This is a genomic window from Mycobacterium sp., from assembly GCF_025965855.1.
Classification (GTDB): Bacteria; Actinomycetota; Actinomycetes; order Mycobacteriales; family Mycobacteriaceae; genus Mycobacterium.
Window position 1 is genome coordinate 14,121 of record NZ_JAOPWB010000338.1, and the last position, 15,716, is coordinate 29,836.

Genomic DNA, 15,716 nt, shown 5'->3' on the forward strand with positions numbered 1-15,716 from the left:
CGGGTGTGAGGTGCCCCACCCATCGGGGCACGGAAAGTGGCAGGCGCCGCGCAACAGCGCCTACAGCGCCTGCAGGACAAGAGAATTGAGGCGAACAGCGGCCGTGAGCAACATTTCACCATTCGGTCAAAACGAATGGCTGGTCGAGGAGATGTACCGCAAATTCCGCGATGACCCCTCCTCGGTCGACCCGAGCTGGCACGAGTTCCTGGTCGACTACAACCCCGAGCCCACCGCCGAGGCGGCCCCCAGCGCCCCGGCGGCCTCGCCCGACGGACAGGCCTCCCCCGCCCCGGAAGCAAAGCCCGCCGCCCCGGAGACGAAGCCGGCGCCCGCGCCCACCGGAGGCAACGGCGCCTCGGTGCCGGCCCCGGCGGCACCGGCCAAGTCCGCCGCTCCCCCGCCGGCCGAGGGTGACGAGGTGCAGGTGCTGCGCGGCGCGGCTGCCGCCGTCGTCAGGAACATGTCCGCGTCGTTGGAGGTGCCGACGGCGACCAGCGTCCGGGCCGTTCCGGCCAAGCTGCTGATCGACAACCGGACCGTCATCAACAACCAGCTCAAGCGCACCCGCGGTGGCAAGATCTCCTTCACCCACATCCTGGGCTACGCGCTGGTGCAGGCGATCAAGCAATTCCCGAACATGAACCGGCACTACGCCGAGGTCGACGGCAAGCCGACCGCGGTCACCCCGGCGCACACCAACCTTGGCCTGGCGATCGACCTGCAGGGCAAGGACGGCAAGCGCTCGTTGGTGGTGGCCGGCATCAAGCGTTGCGAAAGCATGCGGTTCGCGCAGTTCGTCACCGCCTACGAGGACATCGTCCGCCGGGCGCGCGACGGCAAGCTGACCGCCGAAGACTTCGCCGGCGTGACGATTTCGCTGACCAACCCCGGCACCATCGGCACCGTGCACTCGGTGCCGCGGCTGATGGCCGGCCAGGGCGCCATCATCGGTGTCGGCGCCATGGAATACCCCGCCGAGTTCCAGGGGGCCAGCGAGGAGCGCATCGCCGACCTGGGCATCGGCAAGCTGATCACCCTGACGTCGACCTACGACCACCGCATCATTCAGGGCGCGGAATCCGGCGACTTCCTGCGCACCATCCACGAAATGCTGCTCTCGGACGGTTTCTGGGACGAGATCTTCCGCGAGCTGGGCAACCCGTACCTGCCGGTGCGCTGGAGCACCGACAACCCGGATTCGATCGTCGACAAGAACGCCCGGGTGATGGAGCTGATCGCGGCCTACCGCAACCGCGGGCACCTGATGGCCGACATCGATCCGCTGCGCTTGGACGGCGCCAGGTTCCGCAGCCACCCCGACCTCGAGGTGCTGACCCACGGCCTGACGCTGTGGGACCTCGACCGGGTCTTCAAGGTCAACGGCTTCGCCGGCTGCGAATACAAGAAGCTGCGCGACGTGTTGGGCCTGCTGCGCGACGCCTACTGCCGCCACATCGGTGTGGAGTACACGCACATCCTCGAACCCGAACAGCAGCGGTGGCTGGAAGAACGGGTCGAGACCAAGCACGTCAAACCCACCGTGGCCGAACAGAAGTTCATCCTGAGCAAGCTGAACGCCGCCGAGGCCTTCGAGACGTTCCTGCAGACCAAATACGTTGGACAGAAACGGTTTTCGCTTGAGGGCGCGGAAAGCGTGATCCCGATGATGGACGCGGCGATCGACCAGTGCGCCGAGCACGGCCTCGACGAGGTGGTCATCGCGATGCCGCACCGCGGTCGGCTCAACGTGCTGGCCAACATTGTCGGCAAGCCTTACTCGCAGATCTTTTCCGAGTTCGAGGGCAACCTCAACCCGTCGCAGGCGCACGGCTCCGGCGACGTCAAGTACCACTTGGGCGCCACCGGAGTGTACCTGCAGATGTTCGGCGACAACGACATTCAGGTTTCGCTGACGGCCAACCCGTCGCACCTGGAGGCCGTGGACCCGGTGCTCGAGGGCCTGGTCCGGGCCAAGCAGGACCTGCTGGACCGGGGCGCCGAGGACCACGGCGACGAAAAGGCCTTCTCCGTGGTGCCCATGATGATGCACGGCGACGCCGCATTCGCCGGGCAGGGAATCGTCGCCGAGACGCTGAACCTGGCCAACCTGCCCGGCTACCGCGTCGGCGGCACGATCCACATCATCGTCAACAACCAGATCGGCTTCACCACCCCGCCCGAGTACTCCAGGTCCAGCGAATACTGCACCGACGTGGCAAAGATGGTGGGGGCGCCCATCTTTCACGTCAACGGCGACGACCCGGAAGCCTGCGTGTGGGTGGCCAAGCTGGCCGTCGACTTCCGCCAGAGGTTCAAGAAGGACGTCGTCATCGATATGCTGTGCTACCGGCGCCGCGGCCACAACGAGGGCGACGACCCGTCGATGACCAACCCGTCCATGTACGACGTCGTCGACACCAAGCGCGGGGCCCGCAAGAGCTACACCGAAGCCCTGATCGGCCGCGGTGACATCTCGCTGAAGGAAGCCGAGGACGCGCTGCGCGACTACCAGGGCCAGCTGGAGCGGGTGTTCAACGAGGTCCGCGACCTGGAGAAGCACGGCGTGCAGCCCAGCGAGTCGGTGGAGGCCGACCAACCGGTTCCCGCGGGGCTGTCCACCGCGGTGGACAAGTCACTGTTGGCCCGCATCGGCGACGCGTTCCTGGCCGTCCCCGACGGCTTCACCGCGCACCCCCGCGTGCAGCCGGTGCTGGAAAGGCGCCGCGAGATGGCCTACGAGGGCAAGATCGACTGGGCGTTCGGCGAGCTGCTGGCGCTGGGTTCGCTGGTGTCCGAGGGCAAGCTGGTGCGGCTGTCCGGGCAGGACACCCGGCGCGGCACCTTCTCCCAGCGGCATTCGGTGATCATCGACCGCAACACCGGCGAGGAGTTCACGCCGTTGCAATTGCTGGCGACGAACCTCGACGGCACCCCGAGCGGCGGCAAGTTCCTGGTCTACGACTCACCGCTGTCGGAGTACGCCGCCGTGGGCTTCGAGTACGGCTACACCGTGGGCAACCCGGACGCGCTCGTGCTGTGGGAAGCGCAGTTCGGCGACTTCGTCAACGGCGCGCAGTCGATCATCGACGAGTTCATCAGCTCCGGTGAGGCCAAGTGGGGCCAGCGGTCCAACGTGGTGCTGCTGCTGCCGCACGGGCACGAGGGGCAGGGCCCCGACCACACCTCCGGCCGCATCGAGCGCTTCCTGCAGCTGTGGGCCGAGGGTTCGATGACCATCGCGATGCCCTCGACACCGTCCAACTACTTCCACCTGTTGCGGCGCCACGCCCTCGACGGCATCCAGCGCCCGCTGATCGTGTTCACGCCGAAGTCGATGTTGCGCAACAAGGCTGCGGTCAGTGATGTCCGGGACTTCACCGAGATCAAGTTCCGCTCGGTGCTGGAGGAACCCACCTACGAGGACGGCATCGGCGATCGCAGCAAGGTGAGGCGGATCCTGCTGACCAGCGGGAAGATCTACTACGAGCTGGTGGCGCGCAAGGCCAAGGACAACCGCGACGACGTCGCGATCGTGCGCATCGAACAGCTCGCGCCGCTGCCGAAGCGCCGGCTCAACGAGACGCTGGACCGCTACCCGGCCGCCGAGGAATTCTTCTGGGTGCAGGAGGAGCCGGCCAACCAGGGCGCGTGGCCGCGATTTGGGCTGGAGCTGCCCGAACTGTTGCCCGACAAGCTGACCGGGCTCAAGCGCATCTCGCGCCGGGCCATGTCGGCGCCGTCGTCGGGGTCGTCGAAGGTGCACGCCGTCGAGCAGCAGGAGATCCTCGACACGGCGTTCGGCTAGCCCGGCGACGGCACGCCGGAACGGCGCGGGCCTGCCGGAACGGCGCGATTGAGGAGCCGGGCAATCAGCCGTTTGCGCCGGAACCACCCGTAGCGCCGGTGCCGCCGGTGCCGCCGGTGGCGCCGTTGTCCCCGATGGCCACATTTTCAGCGAAGGAGTTGGCACTTCCAGCGGCATCGCCGCCAGCGCCAGCGCCAGCGCCAGCGCCAGCGCCTCCGGCGCCGCCATCACAAACGACATCGCAGGCCTCCCAACCGAGTCATCCTGCGAAAATCACTTCGAGCAGCTTCCGGGCAGATCGTTTCGACGACGACCCAGCAGATCTGGTGTTCGCGTCGACCCATCATATTTGCGCGCTGCCTCCGTTCGCGTTCAGCGCCATCGCAAGGAAATCAAGACGCCACAGCGACTGAAAAAGCTTGCGGCCGAATTCCTCGAGGTCGGTCGCGCCCGCCCGCGGTGACCGCCCACTCTCCGCCACGCACGCGGCGATCTCGCGAATCGTGCGACGACCATCGACCTGCTGCACAAAAGGCAACTGGGCCGCGTTGAGCGTCGCGCGCCAGTCCGGCCGCAAAATCTCGTTGCCGGACAGACCGCAACGCATGCGCATCATCGGAACGTAGTCGAGGCAGGCGGGCATCGAAAAATCAATGCTGTAACTGTCTTTGGGGCGTTCGGGGCGGCTGGCCATGAAAAAGTGGCAGCCGTTCAACGGCTGGACTCGTTCCATCACCGACCACAGCGTGTGTTCGGGCATGTCTTTGACGGCTCGATAGAACTCGTTGAACGGGGTGAACAGATCGTGCGCGTAATACGGCGCCTTCAGCAGTAGCCCCTGGAATTCGAGCCCGGCCGAGGCGACCAGTTCGAGGCACTCCTCGATGGTGTAGCTGCGCTGCTGACCGTGCAGGAACGTATCCACCAGGGCGGCCTCGGAGGACTCGAGATCCCGCGCGATGCGGCGGTAGCTCTGCACGGGGTGGTCCTGGGACAGCACCGAGATCGTGTCCTTGACCACTTGGACCGACGCGCTGTCCTGTTGCAGCTCCAGGTCGCGAAAGACAGATTCCAGCAGTTCCACTCCGATTCGGCCGTACTTCGCGTACAGCATGACGGCAATGACGCCGTCGTTGCGCAGGCACCCGGCCAGCGCTTCCATGCCCGCCAGCGGGTCGGCGAGGTGATGCAAGACGCCAGTCGACACGATGAGGTCGAACTCGAGCCCGAGCGTCGACACTTCCGCGATCGGCAGCCGGTGCAGCTCTAGATTCCACAGCCCGTGCTTGTCCTTCAGGTATTGCTCATGGTCCAGCGACGGTTGGCTGATATCGATCGCCACTACTCGGGCGGCGGGATTGTTGAACGCAAAAATCGCCGCCTGGTTGGTGCCGCAGCCCGCAATCAAGATGTCGAGGTCAGGTTTGTAATCCCGGTCGGGCCATAAAATGCGATGAGCGTGGACCGGGTCGAACCATTCCCAATTGCCGTCGATCCATCCCTCGAGGTCCTCGATCGGACGCGGATACTTCCACCGCTCGTATTGTCGAGTGACGACGTCGGTGCCCGGATCGTCGTTCATGGTGGCTCCTTGACGTCGGCCCGCGATCCGGGATCGCGGATCGCTAGGGGCCGAGAATATCCCGGACCCGCACACATCGACGGCGGATTGCGCGCATATCGCTGGCTCGAACCCTGTGCAACCCGGACCGGCGGTACCGGTTAGCCTCGACCCAACGAGCCAACCGACAGGGAGGGTGCTCATGCAGGGATTCGCGGGGAAGGTCGCCGTGGTGACCGGTGCCGGTTCGGGCATCGGGCAGGCGCTGGCCGTCGAGCTCGCCCGCTCGGGCGCCAAGGTGGCCATCAGCGACGTCGACCTCGAAGGCCTGGCGCAGACCGAGGAACAGCTGAAGAGGATCGGTGCGCCGGTCAAAGCGGACCGCCTCGACGTCACCGAGCGCGAGGCCTTCCTGGCCTACGCCGACGCCGTCAACGAGCACTTCGGCAAGGTCAACCAGATCTACAACAACGCCGGCATCGCCTTCACCGGTGACGTCGAAGTCAGCCAGTTCAAGGACATCGAGCGGGTAATGGACGTCGACTTTTGGGGCGTCGTGAACGGCACCAAGGCGTTTCTCCCGCACGTGATCGCCTCCGGCGACGGCCACGTCATCAACGTCTCGAGCGTGTTCGGGCTGTTCTCGGTGCCGGGGCAGGCGGCGTACAACGCGGCCAAGTTCGCCGTCCGCGGCTTCACCGAGGCGCTGCGACAGGAGATGGTCCTGGCCCGTCACCCGGTGGCGGTGACCACGGTGCACCCCGGCGGTATCCAGACCGCGATCGCCCGCAACGCCACCGCCGCCGAGGGCCTCGACCGCGACGAGCTGGCCAAGCTGTTCGACAAGCGGCTCGCCAGGACCAGCCCGGAGCGTGCGGCCCAGGTCATCCTGGACGCGGTTCGCAAGAAGAAGGCCCGGGTGCTGGTCGGCACGGACGCCAAGGTCATGGACCTGATGGTTCGGGTGGCCGGCCCGTATTACCAGCAGCTGTTCGGCCCCGTGATGGGCCGGTTGATGCCCAAACCCTGACGCCGCGCCGAGACTGCGCTCAGCGCGCCCAATCCTCGCCGAAGCTCGCGCTGAGCGCAGGCTCGACGGCCGACGAAAGACCGTCAGCGGCCCAGCGGGCGTTCCGCGAGCCAACCGCCCGCGACCGCCTGCGGGTCGGCGCCGCCGGCCACCTGCCGGCGCATGTCGGCCAGCGCCGCGGTGTCCAGCACGCCGGCCACTTCGTTGATCGCCAGCAGCTGCCGATCGCTCAGCGCGTTGCGGCGATACAACGGCACCACGTTCTCCGCCTGTATCAGCGCGGGTTTGCGATCGGCCAGCGCGACCAGGTCGCCGGGGCTGCCGGGATCGGCGGTAGTGGTCCATCCCGCCGTCAGCTGCCCGGCCCGCAGCGCCGCGAAAAGCGCTGCCTCGTCCGGGAATTGGCGCGGCGCGGGCAACCGGCAGGATCCCACCGCCGCGGGTGCCTGAAACCCGGTGACGGCCCCGGTCACCAGCCCGTCGCAGTGCGCCGGCAGCGTGCTCAGGTCCGCGGTGAGGTCATGGCCGCCCCAGGCCTTGGCGGTGGCCTGCGTGACCAGCAGCGCGGGCTTGTCTTCGGCCGCGGTGGTGTAGTCGCCGGCCAGGACGCCCTCGGGCAGCGCCGCGATCATCGCGCGGTAGACCTGGGCGTCGGACATCGCCACCGCACCGGGCTGCAAGAGCTGCAATGTCTGGCCGGTGAAGGCGGGGAAGACGGTGAACGCGCCCGAGTCCAGCTTCGCCATCGGGTCGGCGGCGGTTTCGGCTCGCGCGGCGAAACCGTAGGACCGCAGCGCCGCCGCGTAGACGCCGGTTAGCAGCATCGACTCGCGGTCGGGCCGGGATCCGACCACCAATTCCGGAGCGGGACGGCGGTCGCCACAGCCCGCCAGCGCGAGCAGCGCGGCCAGCAGCAGCGCGGCCAGCCGGATCACACGCAGTCGTCGGAAGCGATCGCGACGGCGGCGGCCACGGCGTCCCCGACACGCGCGTCCAGCGGGCTCGGGACGATCCGGTCGACCGCGAGGTCGTCGCTGACGACCGAGAAGATCGCCTCGGCCGCGGCCGCCATCATCTTTTCGGTGATCCGGCGGGCCCCGGCGTCCAGCGCTACGGAAAGCTTGCCGCTCGCGTGCGCCTCGAAGATCTCGTCGTCTGCGATGGCCATCTGCGGATGCACGTTGTCAGGCACCGCATCAGGGTACTGAACGGTTTGCGACACGGGCGCGATGGTGTCAGTCGCCGATCGCGGCGCCCTCCCGCGGGCTCGAGCACCAGACCGTGCTACCGTTCACCGGACTCAGCGGCCCACCGGTGGACTAGCGCCGGCGACCTCTTATCACCGACAGATATAACCCTGGCCGGGTGGTGACACCAGGGGCGGCCCGGAGCATCCAGAGCGTGTCGACGCGCAAACGAGCCGGCTGCACCTGCAGACATGAGAAACACGTAAGCCCGCCACCCAGAAGGAACCGCAGAACCTTTAGCCGCGTTAAACGATCGAGGGAGCGGCCTGATCCGTCGATCGGGCACCTGCCAATGGCATGTGAACGCCGAGGTCCCGACATAGCAGTCCAAGGAAGGAAACCATGGCGGTCACTGACGTTCCGGCCTTCGCCCACTTAACCGACGCCGACATCGAGAATCTTGCCGTCGAGCTGGACGCGATCCGGCTGGACATCGAGGATTCCCTTGGCGAGCGCGATGCCCGCTACATCCGCCGCACCATCGCCGCGCAACGTGCCCTCGACGTAGCCGGCCGGCTCCTGCTGGCCGCTAGCTCGAAACGCTCGGCCTGGTGGGCGGGAACCGTGACCCTCAGTCTGGCCAAGATCATCGAGAACATGGAGATCGGCCACAACGTCATGCACGGTCAGTGGAACTGGATGAACGATCCCGAGATTCACTCCACGACGTGGGAGTGGGACATGACTGCGGCGTCAAAACACTGGATTTCCGCCCACAATTTTCAGCACCACAAGTACACCAACATCCTCGGCATGGACGACGATGTGGGCTATTACATCCTGCGAGTCACGCGTGACCAGCCCTGGGAGCGCTTCAACATCGGCAACCTGTTGTTCAATGCCGTCCTCGCGCTTGGATTCGAGTGGGGAATTGGCTTGCAGACCATCGATTTCGAGAAGATCTTGAAGGCCGGCCCGGAGCGCGACTTCACCATTCAGCAGGCGCGCGAGTTCTCGATCAAGGCCGGCAGGCAGGTGGTCAAGGACTACGTCGCGTTCCCGGCGCTCACCTCGCTGTCGCCGGCGGCGACCTTCAAATCGACGCTGAAGGCCAACGTGGTGGCCAACGTTATCCGCAACCTCTGGGCCAACGCGGTGATCTTCTGCGGGCATTTCCCTGATGGCGCAGAGAAATTCACCAAGACCGACATGATCGGCGAAACGAAGGGTGAGTGGTATCTGCGCCAGATGCTGGGCAGCGCCAACTTCGAGGGCGGGCCGGTGCTGCGGTTCATGAGCGGCAACCTGTGCCATCAGATCGAGCATCACCTGTTTCCCGATCTGCCGAGCAACCGGTTGCACGAGATTTCGGTGCGGGTACGGGCGCTGTGCGACAAGTACGATTTGCCTTATACCACAGGCTCTTTCCTGATGCAGTATGGCAAGACGTGGCGCACCATCGCCAAACTGTCGCTGCCGAACAAGTATCTACGCGACACCGCGGACGACGCGCCGGAAACCCGCAGCGAGCGGATGTTCGCCGAATTGGAGCCCGGTTTCGCCATGACCGATCTGGTGACAGGGCGCCACCGTGGGCTCAAGACAGCGACAGCAGCGGTGCGCCAATGGCGGCGCCGACCGGCTCGAGCCAGTCGGGTTGCCGGAACGGACAACGCAAACGTCGGGTGATGTGAACTGCGGTCGACACATCGCTCAGATCTTCAATTAGCCCCTGTCGACAGGAATCTGGGTGGCGGCCAGCACGGGCGCCACGCGTGTGGGCCAGCCCCCTCCGTTCTAACGGATACCCTGTTGTTCTTCCTCCGCGCGGCGACGGCCACATGTCTCTGTGCCAGTGAAATACTGACCAGCCCTCAGATCAGCCCGAGCTCCGTGACCGCGTTCCGCTCGTCGGCCAGCTCCGCGGTCGACTTGTCGATCCGTCCGCGGGAGAACTCGTCGATCTCCAGGCCGGTGACGATCGTCCAGTTGCCGTCCTTCGTGATCACCGGGAACGAGGAGATCAGGCCCTCCGGCACGCCGTAGGAACCGTCGGAGAGGACCGCCATCGAAACCCAGTTGCCCTCCGGGCTGCCGAGCAGCCAGTCGCGGGCGGCGTCGATGGTCGCCGAGGCGGCGGAGGCGGCCGACGAGGCGCCGCGCGCGTCGCTGATCGCCGCGCCGCGCTTGGCGACTGTCGGGATGAAGTCGTTCTCGATCCACGCCTGGTCGCCCACGACCTCCGCAGCATTCTTGCCACCGACCTCGGCGTGGAAGACGTCGGGGTACTGGGTGGCCGAGTGGTTGCCCCAGATCGTCATCTTCTTGATGTCGGTGACGACGGCGCCGGTCTTCTTGGCCAGCTGCGAAATCGCCCGGTTGTGGTCGAGGCGGGTGAGCGCGGAGAACCGCTCCCGCGGGATGTCGGGCGCGTTGCTCATCGCGATCAGCGCGTTGGTGTTGGCCGGGTTGCCGGTCACGCCGACGCGCACGTCATCGGCGGCCACCGAGTTGAGCGCCTTGCCCTGCGCGGTGAAGATCGCGCCGTTGGCCTCCAGCAGGTCGCCGCGCTCCATGCCCGGGCCGCGCGGGCGGGCGCCGACGAGCAGGGCCAGGTTCACGCCGTCGAAGATCTTGTTGGCGTCGGCGCCGATTTGGACGCCCGCCAGCAGCGGGAAGGCACAGTCGTCGAGCTCCATCACGACACCCTCGAGCGCCTTGAGCGCCGGCTCGATCTCCAGCAGACGCAGCTCGATCGGGCGATCGGGCCCCAGCAGCGCCCCGCTTGCCAGGCGGAACAACAGGCTGTAGCCGATCTGGCCGGCGGCGCCGGTGACGGCGACCTTGACAGGACTTGCGCTCACTTCGGTGTGCTCCTTATGGAGAAGATCGGGATTTTGTGTCGTGCTCGAAACTAGCGCACCCCGATCGGCCCGAAACCTCCGGTCCACGGCCCCGCGGAGTCGTCACGTCGCGTTTCACCAGGACGCGTAGCATTGAGCACCGCTTGCCTGACCTGCGCCGCGATCGGAGGTGACGGTGTTTCCCGGACCTGACGCATTGCCCGAAGTGCTGCGACCGCTCGCGCACGAGCCGCACGAGCCGCAGGCGGACCCCGTCCAGCAGTCGCCCAACGAGACCCTGGTCGACTGCGCCGTCTACGCCGAAGGCCAGCGGCTGCCTGGGAAGTTCACCTACGCTGCCGCCCTCAATAGAGTGCGGCAGATCGAACTGCTCGGGCACGAGGCATTCGTCTGGGTCGGCTTGCGCGAGCCCAATCCGGCCGAGATGCAGGACGTGGCGGACGTCTTTGGGCTGCACCCGCTGCCCGTCGAAGACGCCGTGTGCGCGCACCAGCGGCCCAAGCTGGAGCGATACGACGACACGGTGTTCCTCGTCCTGAAGACCGTCAATTACGTTCCGCACGAATCGCTGACGGCGGCCCGCCAGATCGTCGAGACCGGCGAGATCATGGTTTTCGTCGGCAAGGATTTCGTGGTCACCGTCCGCCACGGTGAACACGGCGGGCTGTCCGAGGTGCGCAAGGGCCTGGAAGCCGACCCCGAGCAGACGCGCCTTGGACCGTTCGCGGTGATGCACGCCATCGCCGACAACGTGGTCGACCATTACCTCGAGGTGAGCCGCCTGGTCGAATCCGATATCGACAGCATCGAGGAAGTGGCGTTCGCCCCGGGGCGCAAGCTCGACGTCGAACCGATCTACCTGCTCAAGCGCGAGGTCGTCGAACTGCGCCGGTGCGTCAGCCCGCTGTCCGGCGCATTCCATCGCATGCAGGTCGAAAACAAAGACGTCATCTCCAAAGAGGTGCGGCGCTACCTGCGCGACGTCGCCGACCACCAGTCCGAGGCCGCGGACCATATCAACAGCTACGACGACATGCTCAATTCGCTCATCCAAGCGGCATTGGCCCGCGTGGGCATGCAGCAGAACAACGACATGCGCAAGATGGCGGCCTGGGCCGGTATCTTGGCCGTGCCCACGATGGTCGCCGCCATCTACGGCATGAACTTCCATTTCATGCCCGAGCTGAACTGGACGTGGGGTTACCCGGGGATCATGGCCTTTATGGCCCTCTTCTGCCTGGTCCTGTACTTCCAATTCCGGCGCAACAACTGGCTTTAGACGCATCAGTGTGCGCTGACGGCTTTGCGTGTGCATCCAGGGCGGGAATTCGCGTTTCGCCCGCCGTTGCCGCACACTCAAAGCCGTTGGCGCACACTCAAAGCCCAGGACGCGCACTCAGCGGCTGGCCATGCTTGCCGCGGGCGTGAGCGTCGAATTGCATTTGTTCCCCGGGACCTTCCACGGCTCGATGCTGATCCAAGACGCGGCGATCTCGAAGCGCGAGCAGGCCGAGAAGATCGCGGTGCTGCGCCAAGCGCTAGCGGTGTAGCGCGCTTCGCGCCGAGTGTGCGCTGACGGCTTCGGGCGTGCATCGAGGGCGGGAATTTGACGCGATTCGCCCGCCCTGGGCACACACTCAACAACGGGTGCACACGTTGGCAGTCAGCGGGGTTGCGCCGCGGGGCGTTTGGGGTCCAGCACGTCGACGCCGTCGTTGATCCAGGCCTGCCGCATCGCCTCGGCGCCCTTGAGCCGCACCCAGGCCGCCTCGGTCGCGGTGGTCGGCGTCGCCGACAGGAACTTCACCGGGTCGCGGGGCGGGTCCAGCGGCAGATCCGGGATGTCGCTGTCGCCCAACAACACCGCGGTGAACGGCACCCGCCCCGTCGGCCACGCCCACAGCGGCGAGCCGAGGTCGATCAGCGCGTCGGGGACCAGCACCACACCGTCGACGGCCGGCGTCGCGGCCAGTACCGCCAGGCTGCGGACGATGCCGGTGGCGGGCCCGGGATCTCGCAGGCGCAAGACGATTTCGGCGCGCGGGCCGCGCAACGGGTCGGCGACGACCTCCGTCGGATCGGTCATCGGGTGGCGCGAGCAGCCCAGGGACACGTAATGAACCAATCCGCCGCCGCGAAATCGCAGCACCTCGATCGGTTCGGTGCCCAGGAAAGTGACGCTCGCCGAATCGGGCTCGTCGCCTCCGAAGCGGCCGCGCAGATGCGCGCGCACGAGGTCCAGGGTCTGTGTCACTCGGCGGCAGCCGGCGCGATGGTCAGGTTCGCCCCGGAGTCGGCGTCGAAAACGGCCACCTTCGCCGTGTCGAGTGCCAGCTCGATCGACTGCCCGATGGTCGCCTTCGACTCCGCGGGAACCCTTGCCACGAACTGGTTTTCGTGCACCTCGCCCTCGGCCTCCAGCTCGTCCAGCTGAGCGGAGTGCACGGCCGGGCCCGCGGTGGTGAAGTACACGTATTTGTCGGCACCCAGCGATTCGACCAGGTCGACCTTCACCTCGAAGGTCAGCGCCCTGATGCGCTGATACCCGTCGATCAATGCGGCGTCGGCCAGGTGCTCGGGCCGCACCCCGACGATGACGTTCTCCGGCTTCTTGTGCTGCTCGATCACCCGCTGAACCTCCGGCGCCAGCATCACCTCGCCGAACGACAGGGTCAGCCCGGTCGTCGTCAGGTCCGCGGGGAAGAAATTCATCGCCGGCGAGCCGATGAACCCCGCGACGAAGAGGTTGGCGGGACGCTCGTAAAGCTCGTCGGGGGTGCCGATCTGCTGCGCCACGCCGCCGTGCATCACCACCACGCGGTCCCCCAGCGTCATGGCCTCGGTTTGGTCGTGGGTGACGTAGACGGTGGTGGTGCCCAATCTGCGCTGCAGCCGGGCGATCTCGCCGCGCACCTGCACCCGCAGCTTGGCATCGAGGTTGGACAGCGGCTCGTCCATCAAAAACGCCTTGGGATGGCGCACGATCGCCCGGCCCATCGCGACCCGCTGCCGCTGCCCACCGGAAAGTTGGGAGGGTTTGCGGTCCAACAGCTCGGTCAGGTCAAGGGTTTTGGCGGTCTCCTCCACCTTCTGCGCGATCTCGGCCTTCTTCATCTTGGCAAGCGTCAGCGGAAACGCGATGTTCTGCCGCACGGTCATGTGCGGGTAGAGCGCATAAGATTGGAACACCATGGCGATGTCGCGGTCCTTGGGCGCCTTCTCGTTCATCCGTTCGCCGTCGATGCGCAGCTCGCCAGAGGAGATATCCTCAAGCCCGGCAATCATGTTCAGCGTCGTGGTCTTGCCGCAGCCGGAAGGCCCGACCAGGATCAGGAATTCCCCGTCGGCGATGGTGATGTTCAGGTCTTTGACCGCCGCGGCGCCGTCGGCGTAACTCTTGTTGACGTTCTCCAACACAATCTCGGCCATCGCGCTATCCCTTCACAGCGCCAGAGGTCAACCCGGCGACAATTCGTCGTTGGGAAATTAGAACAAATACGATGATGGGGACGGTAATCACGACGGCACCGGCGGCAATCGATCCGGTAGGTTCCTCGAACTGCGAGCTGCCGCTGTAATTCGCGATCGCCACCGGCGCGGTGATGGCCGCCTTCGTGGCGGTCAGGGACAGCGCCAGCAGCAGGTCGTTCCACGCGAAGATGAAGACCAGGATCGCCGCGGTCACCAGGCCGGGCGCCGCCAGCGGAACGATCACCCTGCGGAAGGCCTGACCCGGCGTCGCGCCGTCCATCTTGGCCGCCTTCTCCAGATCCCATGGGATCTCCCGGAAGAACGCCGACAGCGTGTAAATGGCAAGGGGCAGTGCGAAAGTGATGTAGGGCAGGATCAAGCCCGGCCAGGTGTCGAACAGGCCGAGCCAGCGTTCGATGTTGAACAACGGGGTGACCAGCGAGATGGCCGGGAACATGGTGATCAACAGCGTCGCACCGATCAGCAGCCGCTTGCCGGGAAAGTTCAGCCGGGCGATCGCGTAGGCCGCCATCGCGCCCAGCACCACGGCGATCGCGGTGGTGATCAACCCGATCCCGATGGAGTTGATCAGCGCCGAGCTGAACAGCTCGCCCCGGAAGATGCCACGATAGTTCTCGAAGGTCACCGACGACGGAAACAGCCTGCCGTCCTTGACCGTTGACGACGGCTTGAGTGACAGGGACAGAATCCACAACACCGGGACGAGCGCGTACATCACGACCAGCGTGTCGATCACGGCCCAGAGCGTGGCGCGCCGCGCGCCCACCGCGTCAGCGGCCATCGCCGTCACCACCGGGGGCCGCCGCGCCGAAAACCTTGATGTAAAGGAGCGCAATGATGCCCACGCAACAGAAGATCAGCACGCTGATCGCCGAGCCCAGGCCCACGTTGAAGCCCTTGAACAGGTTGTCGTAGCCCAGGATTGACACCGAGTCGGTGTTGTTGGCGCCGTCGGTCAGCACGTAGATGTTGTCGAAGATGCGGAAGGCGTCCAGCGTCCGGAACAGCAGCGCGACCACCACCGCCGGCTTGATGATCGGCAAGATGATCCTGGTCAGCCGCCGCCACGCGCCGGCCCCGTCGACCTGCGCGGCTTTCAGCAAGTCCTCGGGCACCAGCGCCAACCCAGCCAGCAGCAGCAGCGACATGAACGGCGTGGTCTTCCAGACCTCGGCGAGGACGACGATGCCCAGCGACGGAATCTGTTGCGTCAGCGGCGCGCTGCCCTGCGGCAACAGGTTGGCCAGGTAGCCGGTCCCCGGCGTCCACGCGTAGTACCAGCTGTACGACGCGACGACGGTGACGATGCCGTAGGGGATCAGCACCGCAGTGCGCACCAGGCCCTTGCCGACGAGCGTGCGGTGCATGACCAGCGCCAGCGCCAGGCCCACCACGAACTCGATCGACACCGAAACCACCGTGGTTCCCAGCGTCACCGCCAGCGCCGTCCACCAGTACCGGTCGGTCAATATCGTCTGGTAATTGCCCAGCCCGATGAACGCGGTGTCGTTGGGCGTGGCAAGGTTGTTGCGCTGCAGGCTAAGCCACACCGCGTAGCCGATCGGATACGCCGTCACCGCGAGCATCAGGATCGCCGCCGGTGCCACCAGCATGAAGGCGAGTCGCTGTTCTGACAGCCGGTTTCGGGTGCGCGGGCGCTGCGCGACCGAGGCTTGCCGCCGTTCGGGAGCCGCTACGGTCATGAGCGCCGCGCCTCCCCATCGCTTCGTCCCCCGCAAGTGGGCGGTACCCGCAGCGCATCGTCGCCGGCGCG

General features: G+C 66.3%; 12 protein-coding genes and 1 pseudogene. 5 read left to right on the top strand and 8 right to left on the bottom strand.

Annotated features, from left to right (window positions below; genetic code table 11):
- The first annotated feature begins 103 nt into the window (after positions 1-103).
- The gene (locus JWP83_RS29110) at positions 104-3,808 is read left to right on the top strand and encodes a multifunctional oxoglutarate decarboxylase/oxoglutarate dehydrogenase thiamine pyrophosphate-binding subunit/dihydrolipoyllysine-residue succinyltransferase subunit (RefSeq protein ID WP_297738517.1); all 3,705 of its coding nucleotides are present in this window, start codon (positions 104-106) and stop codon (positions 3,806-3,808) included.
- A gap of 343 nt (positions 3,809-4,151) precedes the next feature.
- Here JWP83_RS29110 and JWP83_RS29115 read toward each other — a convergent pair whose 3' ends face one another.
- The gene (locus JWP83_RS29115) at positions 4,152-5,390 is read right to left on the bottom strand and encodes a bifunctional 2-polyprenyl-6-hydroxyphenol methylase/3-demethylubiquinol 3-O-methyltransferase UbiG (protein ID WP_297738519.1); all 1,239 of its coding nucleotides are present in this window, start codon (positions 5,388-5,390) and stop codon (positions 4,152-4,154) included.
- A gap of 181 nt (positions 5,391-5,571) precedes the next feature.
- Here JWP83_RS29115 and JWP83_RS29120 point away from each other — a divergent pair, with 181 nt between their 5' ends.
- The gene (locus JWP83_RS29120; RefSeq protein WP_297738521.1) at positions 5,572-6,399 is read left to right on the top strand and encodes an SDR family oxidoreductase; all 828 of its coding nucleotides are present in this window, start codon (positions 5,572-5,574) and stop codon (positions 6,397-6,399) included.
- An 83-nt stretch (positions 6,400-6,482) separates the two neighbouring features.
- Here JWP83_RS29120 and JWP83_RS29125 read toward each other — a convergent pair whose 3' ends face one another.
- Positions 6,483-7,340 carry a glycine betaine ABC transporter substrate-binding protein gene (locus JWP83_RS29125; protein ID WP_297738572.1) on the bottom strand — a complete coding sequence of 286 codons (858 nt, stop codon included), beginning with the start codon at positions 7,338-7,340 and terminating at the stop codon, positions 6,483-6,485.
- Positions 7,331-7,510: pseudogene (locus JWP83_RS29130) on the bottom strand (NAD-dependent malic enzyme); the annotation flags it as partial. The pseudogene JWP83_RS29130 and the gene JWP83_RS29125, both read right to left, overlap by 10 nt.
- Before the next feature lie 478 nt (positions 7,511-7,988).
- Between JWP83_RS29130 and JWP83_RS29135 the strand changes: the two are divergent.
- Positions 7,989-9,275: a fatty acid desaturase gene (locus JWP83_RS29135; RefSeq protein ID WP_297738523.1), complete on the top strand. Its 1,287-nt coding sequence runs from the start codon at positions 7,989-7,991 to the stop codon at positions 9,273-9,275.
- Between the two features lie 185 nt (positions 9,276-9,460).
- Here JWP83_RS29135 and JWP83_RS29140 read toward each other — a convergent pair whose 3' ends face one another.
- Complete coding sequence (locus tag JWP83_RS29140; RefSeq protein ID WP_297738526.1) at positions 9,461-10,450, bottom strand: malate dehydrogenase; 990 nt, start codon at positions 10,448-10,450, stop codon at positions 9,461-9,463.
- A gap of 175 nt (positions 10,451-10,625) precedes the next feature.
- On the opposite strand from JWP83_RS29140, the gene corA reads away from it, so the two are divergent.
- Positions 10,626-11,729, top strand: coding sequence for a magnesium/cobalt transporter CorA (corA, locus tag JWP83_RS29145; protein WP_297738528.1), 1,104 nt, complete (start codon positions 10,626-10,628; stop codon positions 11,727-11,729).
- Positions 11,730-11,874: 145 nt separating this feature from the next.
- Positions 11,875-12,000: a hypothetical protein gene (locus JWP83_RS29150; RefSeq protein ID WP_297738530.1), complete on the top strand. Its 126-nt coding sequence runs from the start codon at positions 11,875-11,877 to the stop codon at positions 11,998-12,000.
- Between the two features lie 113 nt (positions 12,001-12,113).
- On the opposite strand, the gene JWP83_RS29155 is transcribed toward JWP83_RS29150, so the two are convergent.
- From JWP83_RS29155 to JWP83_RS29170, 4 genes are read right to left on the bottom strand one after another with little or no spacing between them, the layout of a single operon-like run.
- Complete coding sequence (locus tag JWP83_RS29155) at positions 12,114-12,704, bottom strand: suppressor of fused domain protein (protein ID WP_297738532.1); 591 nt, start codon at positions 12,702-12,704, stop codon at positions 12,114-12,116.
- A complete protein-coding gene (locus JWP83_RS29160; protein WP_297738534.1) occupies positions 12,701-13,879 on the bottom strand; it encodes an ABC transporter ATP-binding protein in 1,179 nt (392 codons plus the stop codon). The genes JWP83_RS29155 and JWP83_RS29160 overlap by 4 nt, the downstream gene beginning before the upstream one ends.
- Before the next feature lie 4 nt (positions 13,880-13,883).
- Entirely contained in the window at positions 13,884-14,708 is an 825-nt protein-coding gene (locus tag JWP83_RS29165; protein ID WP_297738574.1) for a carbohydrate ABC transporter permease, read from the bottom strand.
- A gap of 4 nt (positions 14,709-14,712) precedes the next feature.
- Positions 14,713-15,645: a carbohydrate ABC transporter permease gene (locus JWP83_RS29170; RefSeq protein ID WP_297738536.1), complete on the bottom strand. Its 933-nt coding sequence runs from the start codon at positions 15,643-15,645 to the stop codon at positions 14,713-14,715.
- Positions 15,646-15,716 lie beyond the last annotated feature (71 nt).

What these genes read in the sequence shown, in the direction of transcription:
- JWP83_RS29160 (WP_297738534.1), bottom strand. Translation starts at nt 13,879, where the DNA reads ATGGCCGAGATTGTGTTGGAGAACGTCAACAAGAGTTACGCCGACGGC.
- JWP83_RS29135 (WP_297738523.1), top strand. Translation starts at nt 7,989, where the DNA reads ATGGCGGTCACTGACGTTCCGGCCTTCGCCCACTTAACCGACGCCGAC.
- JWP83_RS29170 (WP_297738536.1), bottom strand. Translation starts at nt 15,645, where the DNA reads ATGACCGTAGCGGCTCCCGAACGGCGGCAAGCCTCGGTCGCGCAGCGC.
- JWP83_RS29115 (WP_297738519.1), bottom strand. Translation starts at nt 5,390, where the DNA reads ATGAACGACGATCCGGGCACCGACGTCGTCACTCGACAATACGAGCGG.
- JWP83_RS29120 (WP_297738521.1), top strand. Translation starts at nt 5,572, where the DNA reads ATGCAGGGATTCGCGGGGAAGGTCGCCGTGGTGACCGGTGCCGGTTCG.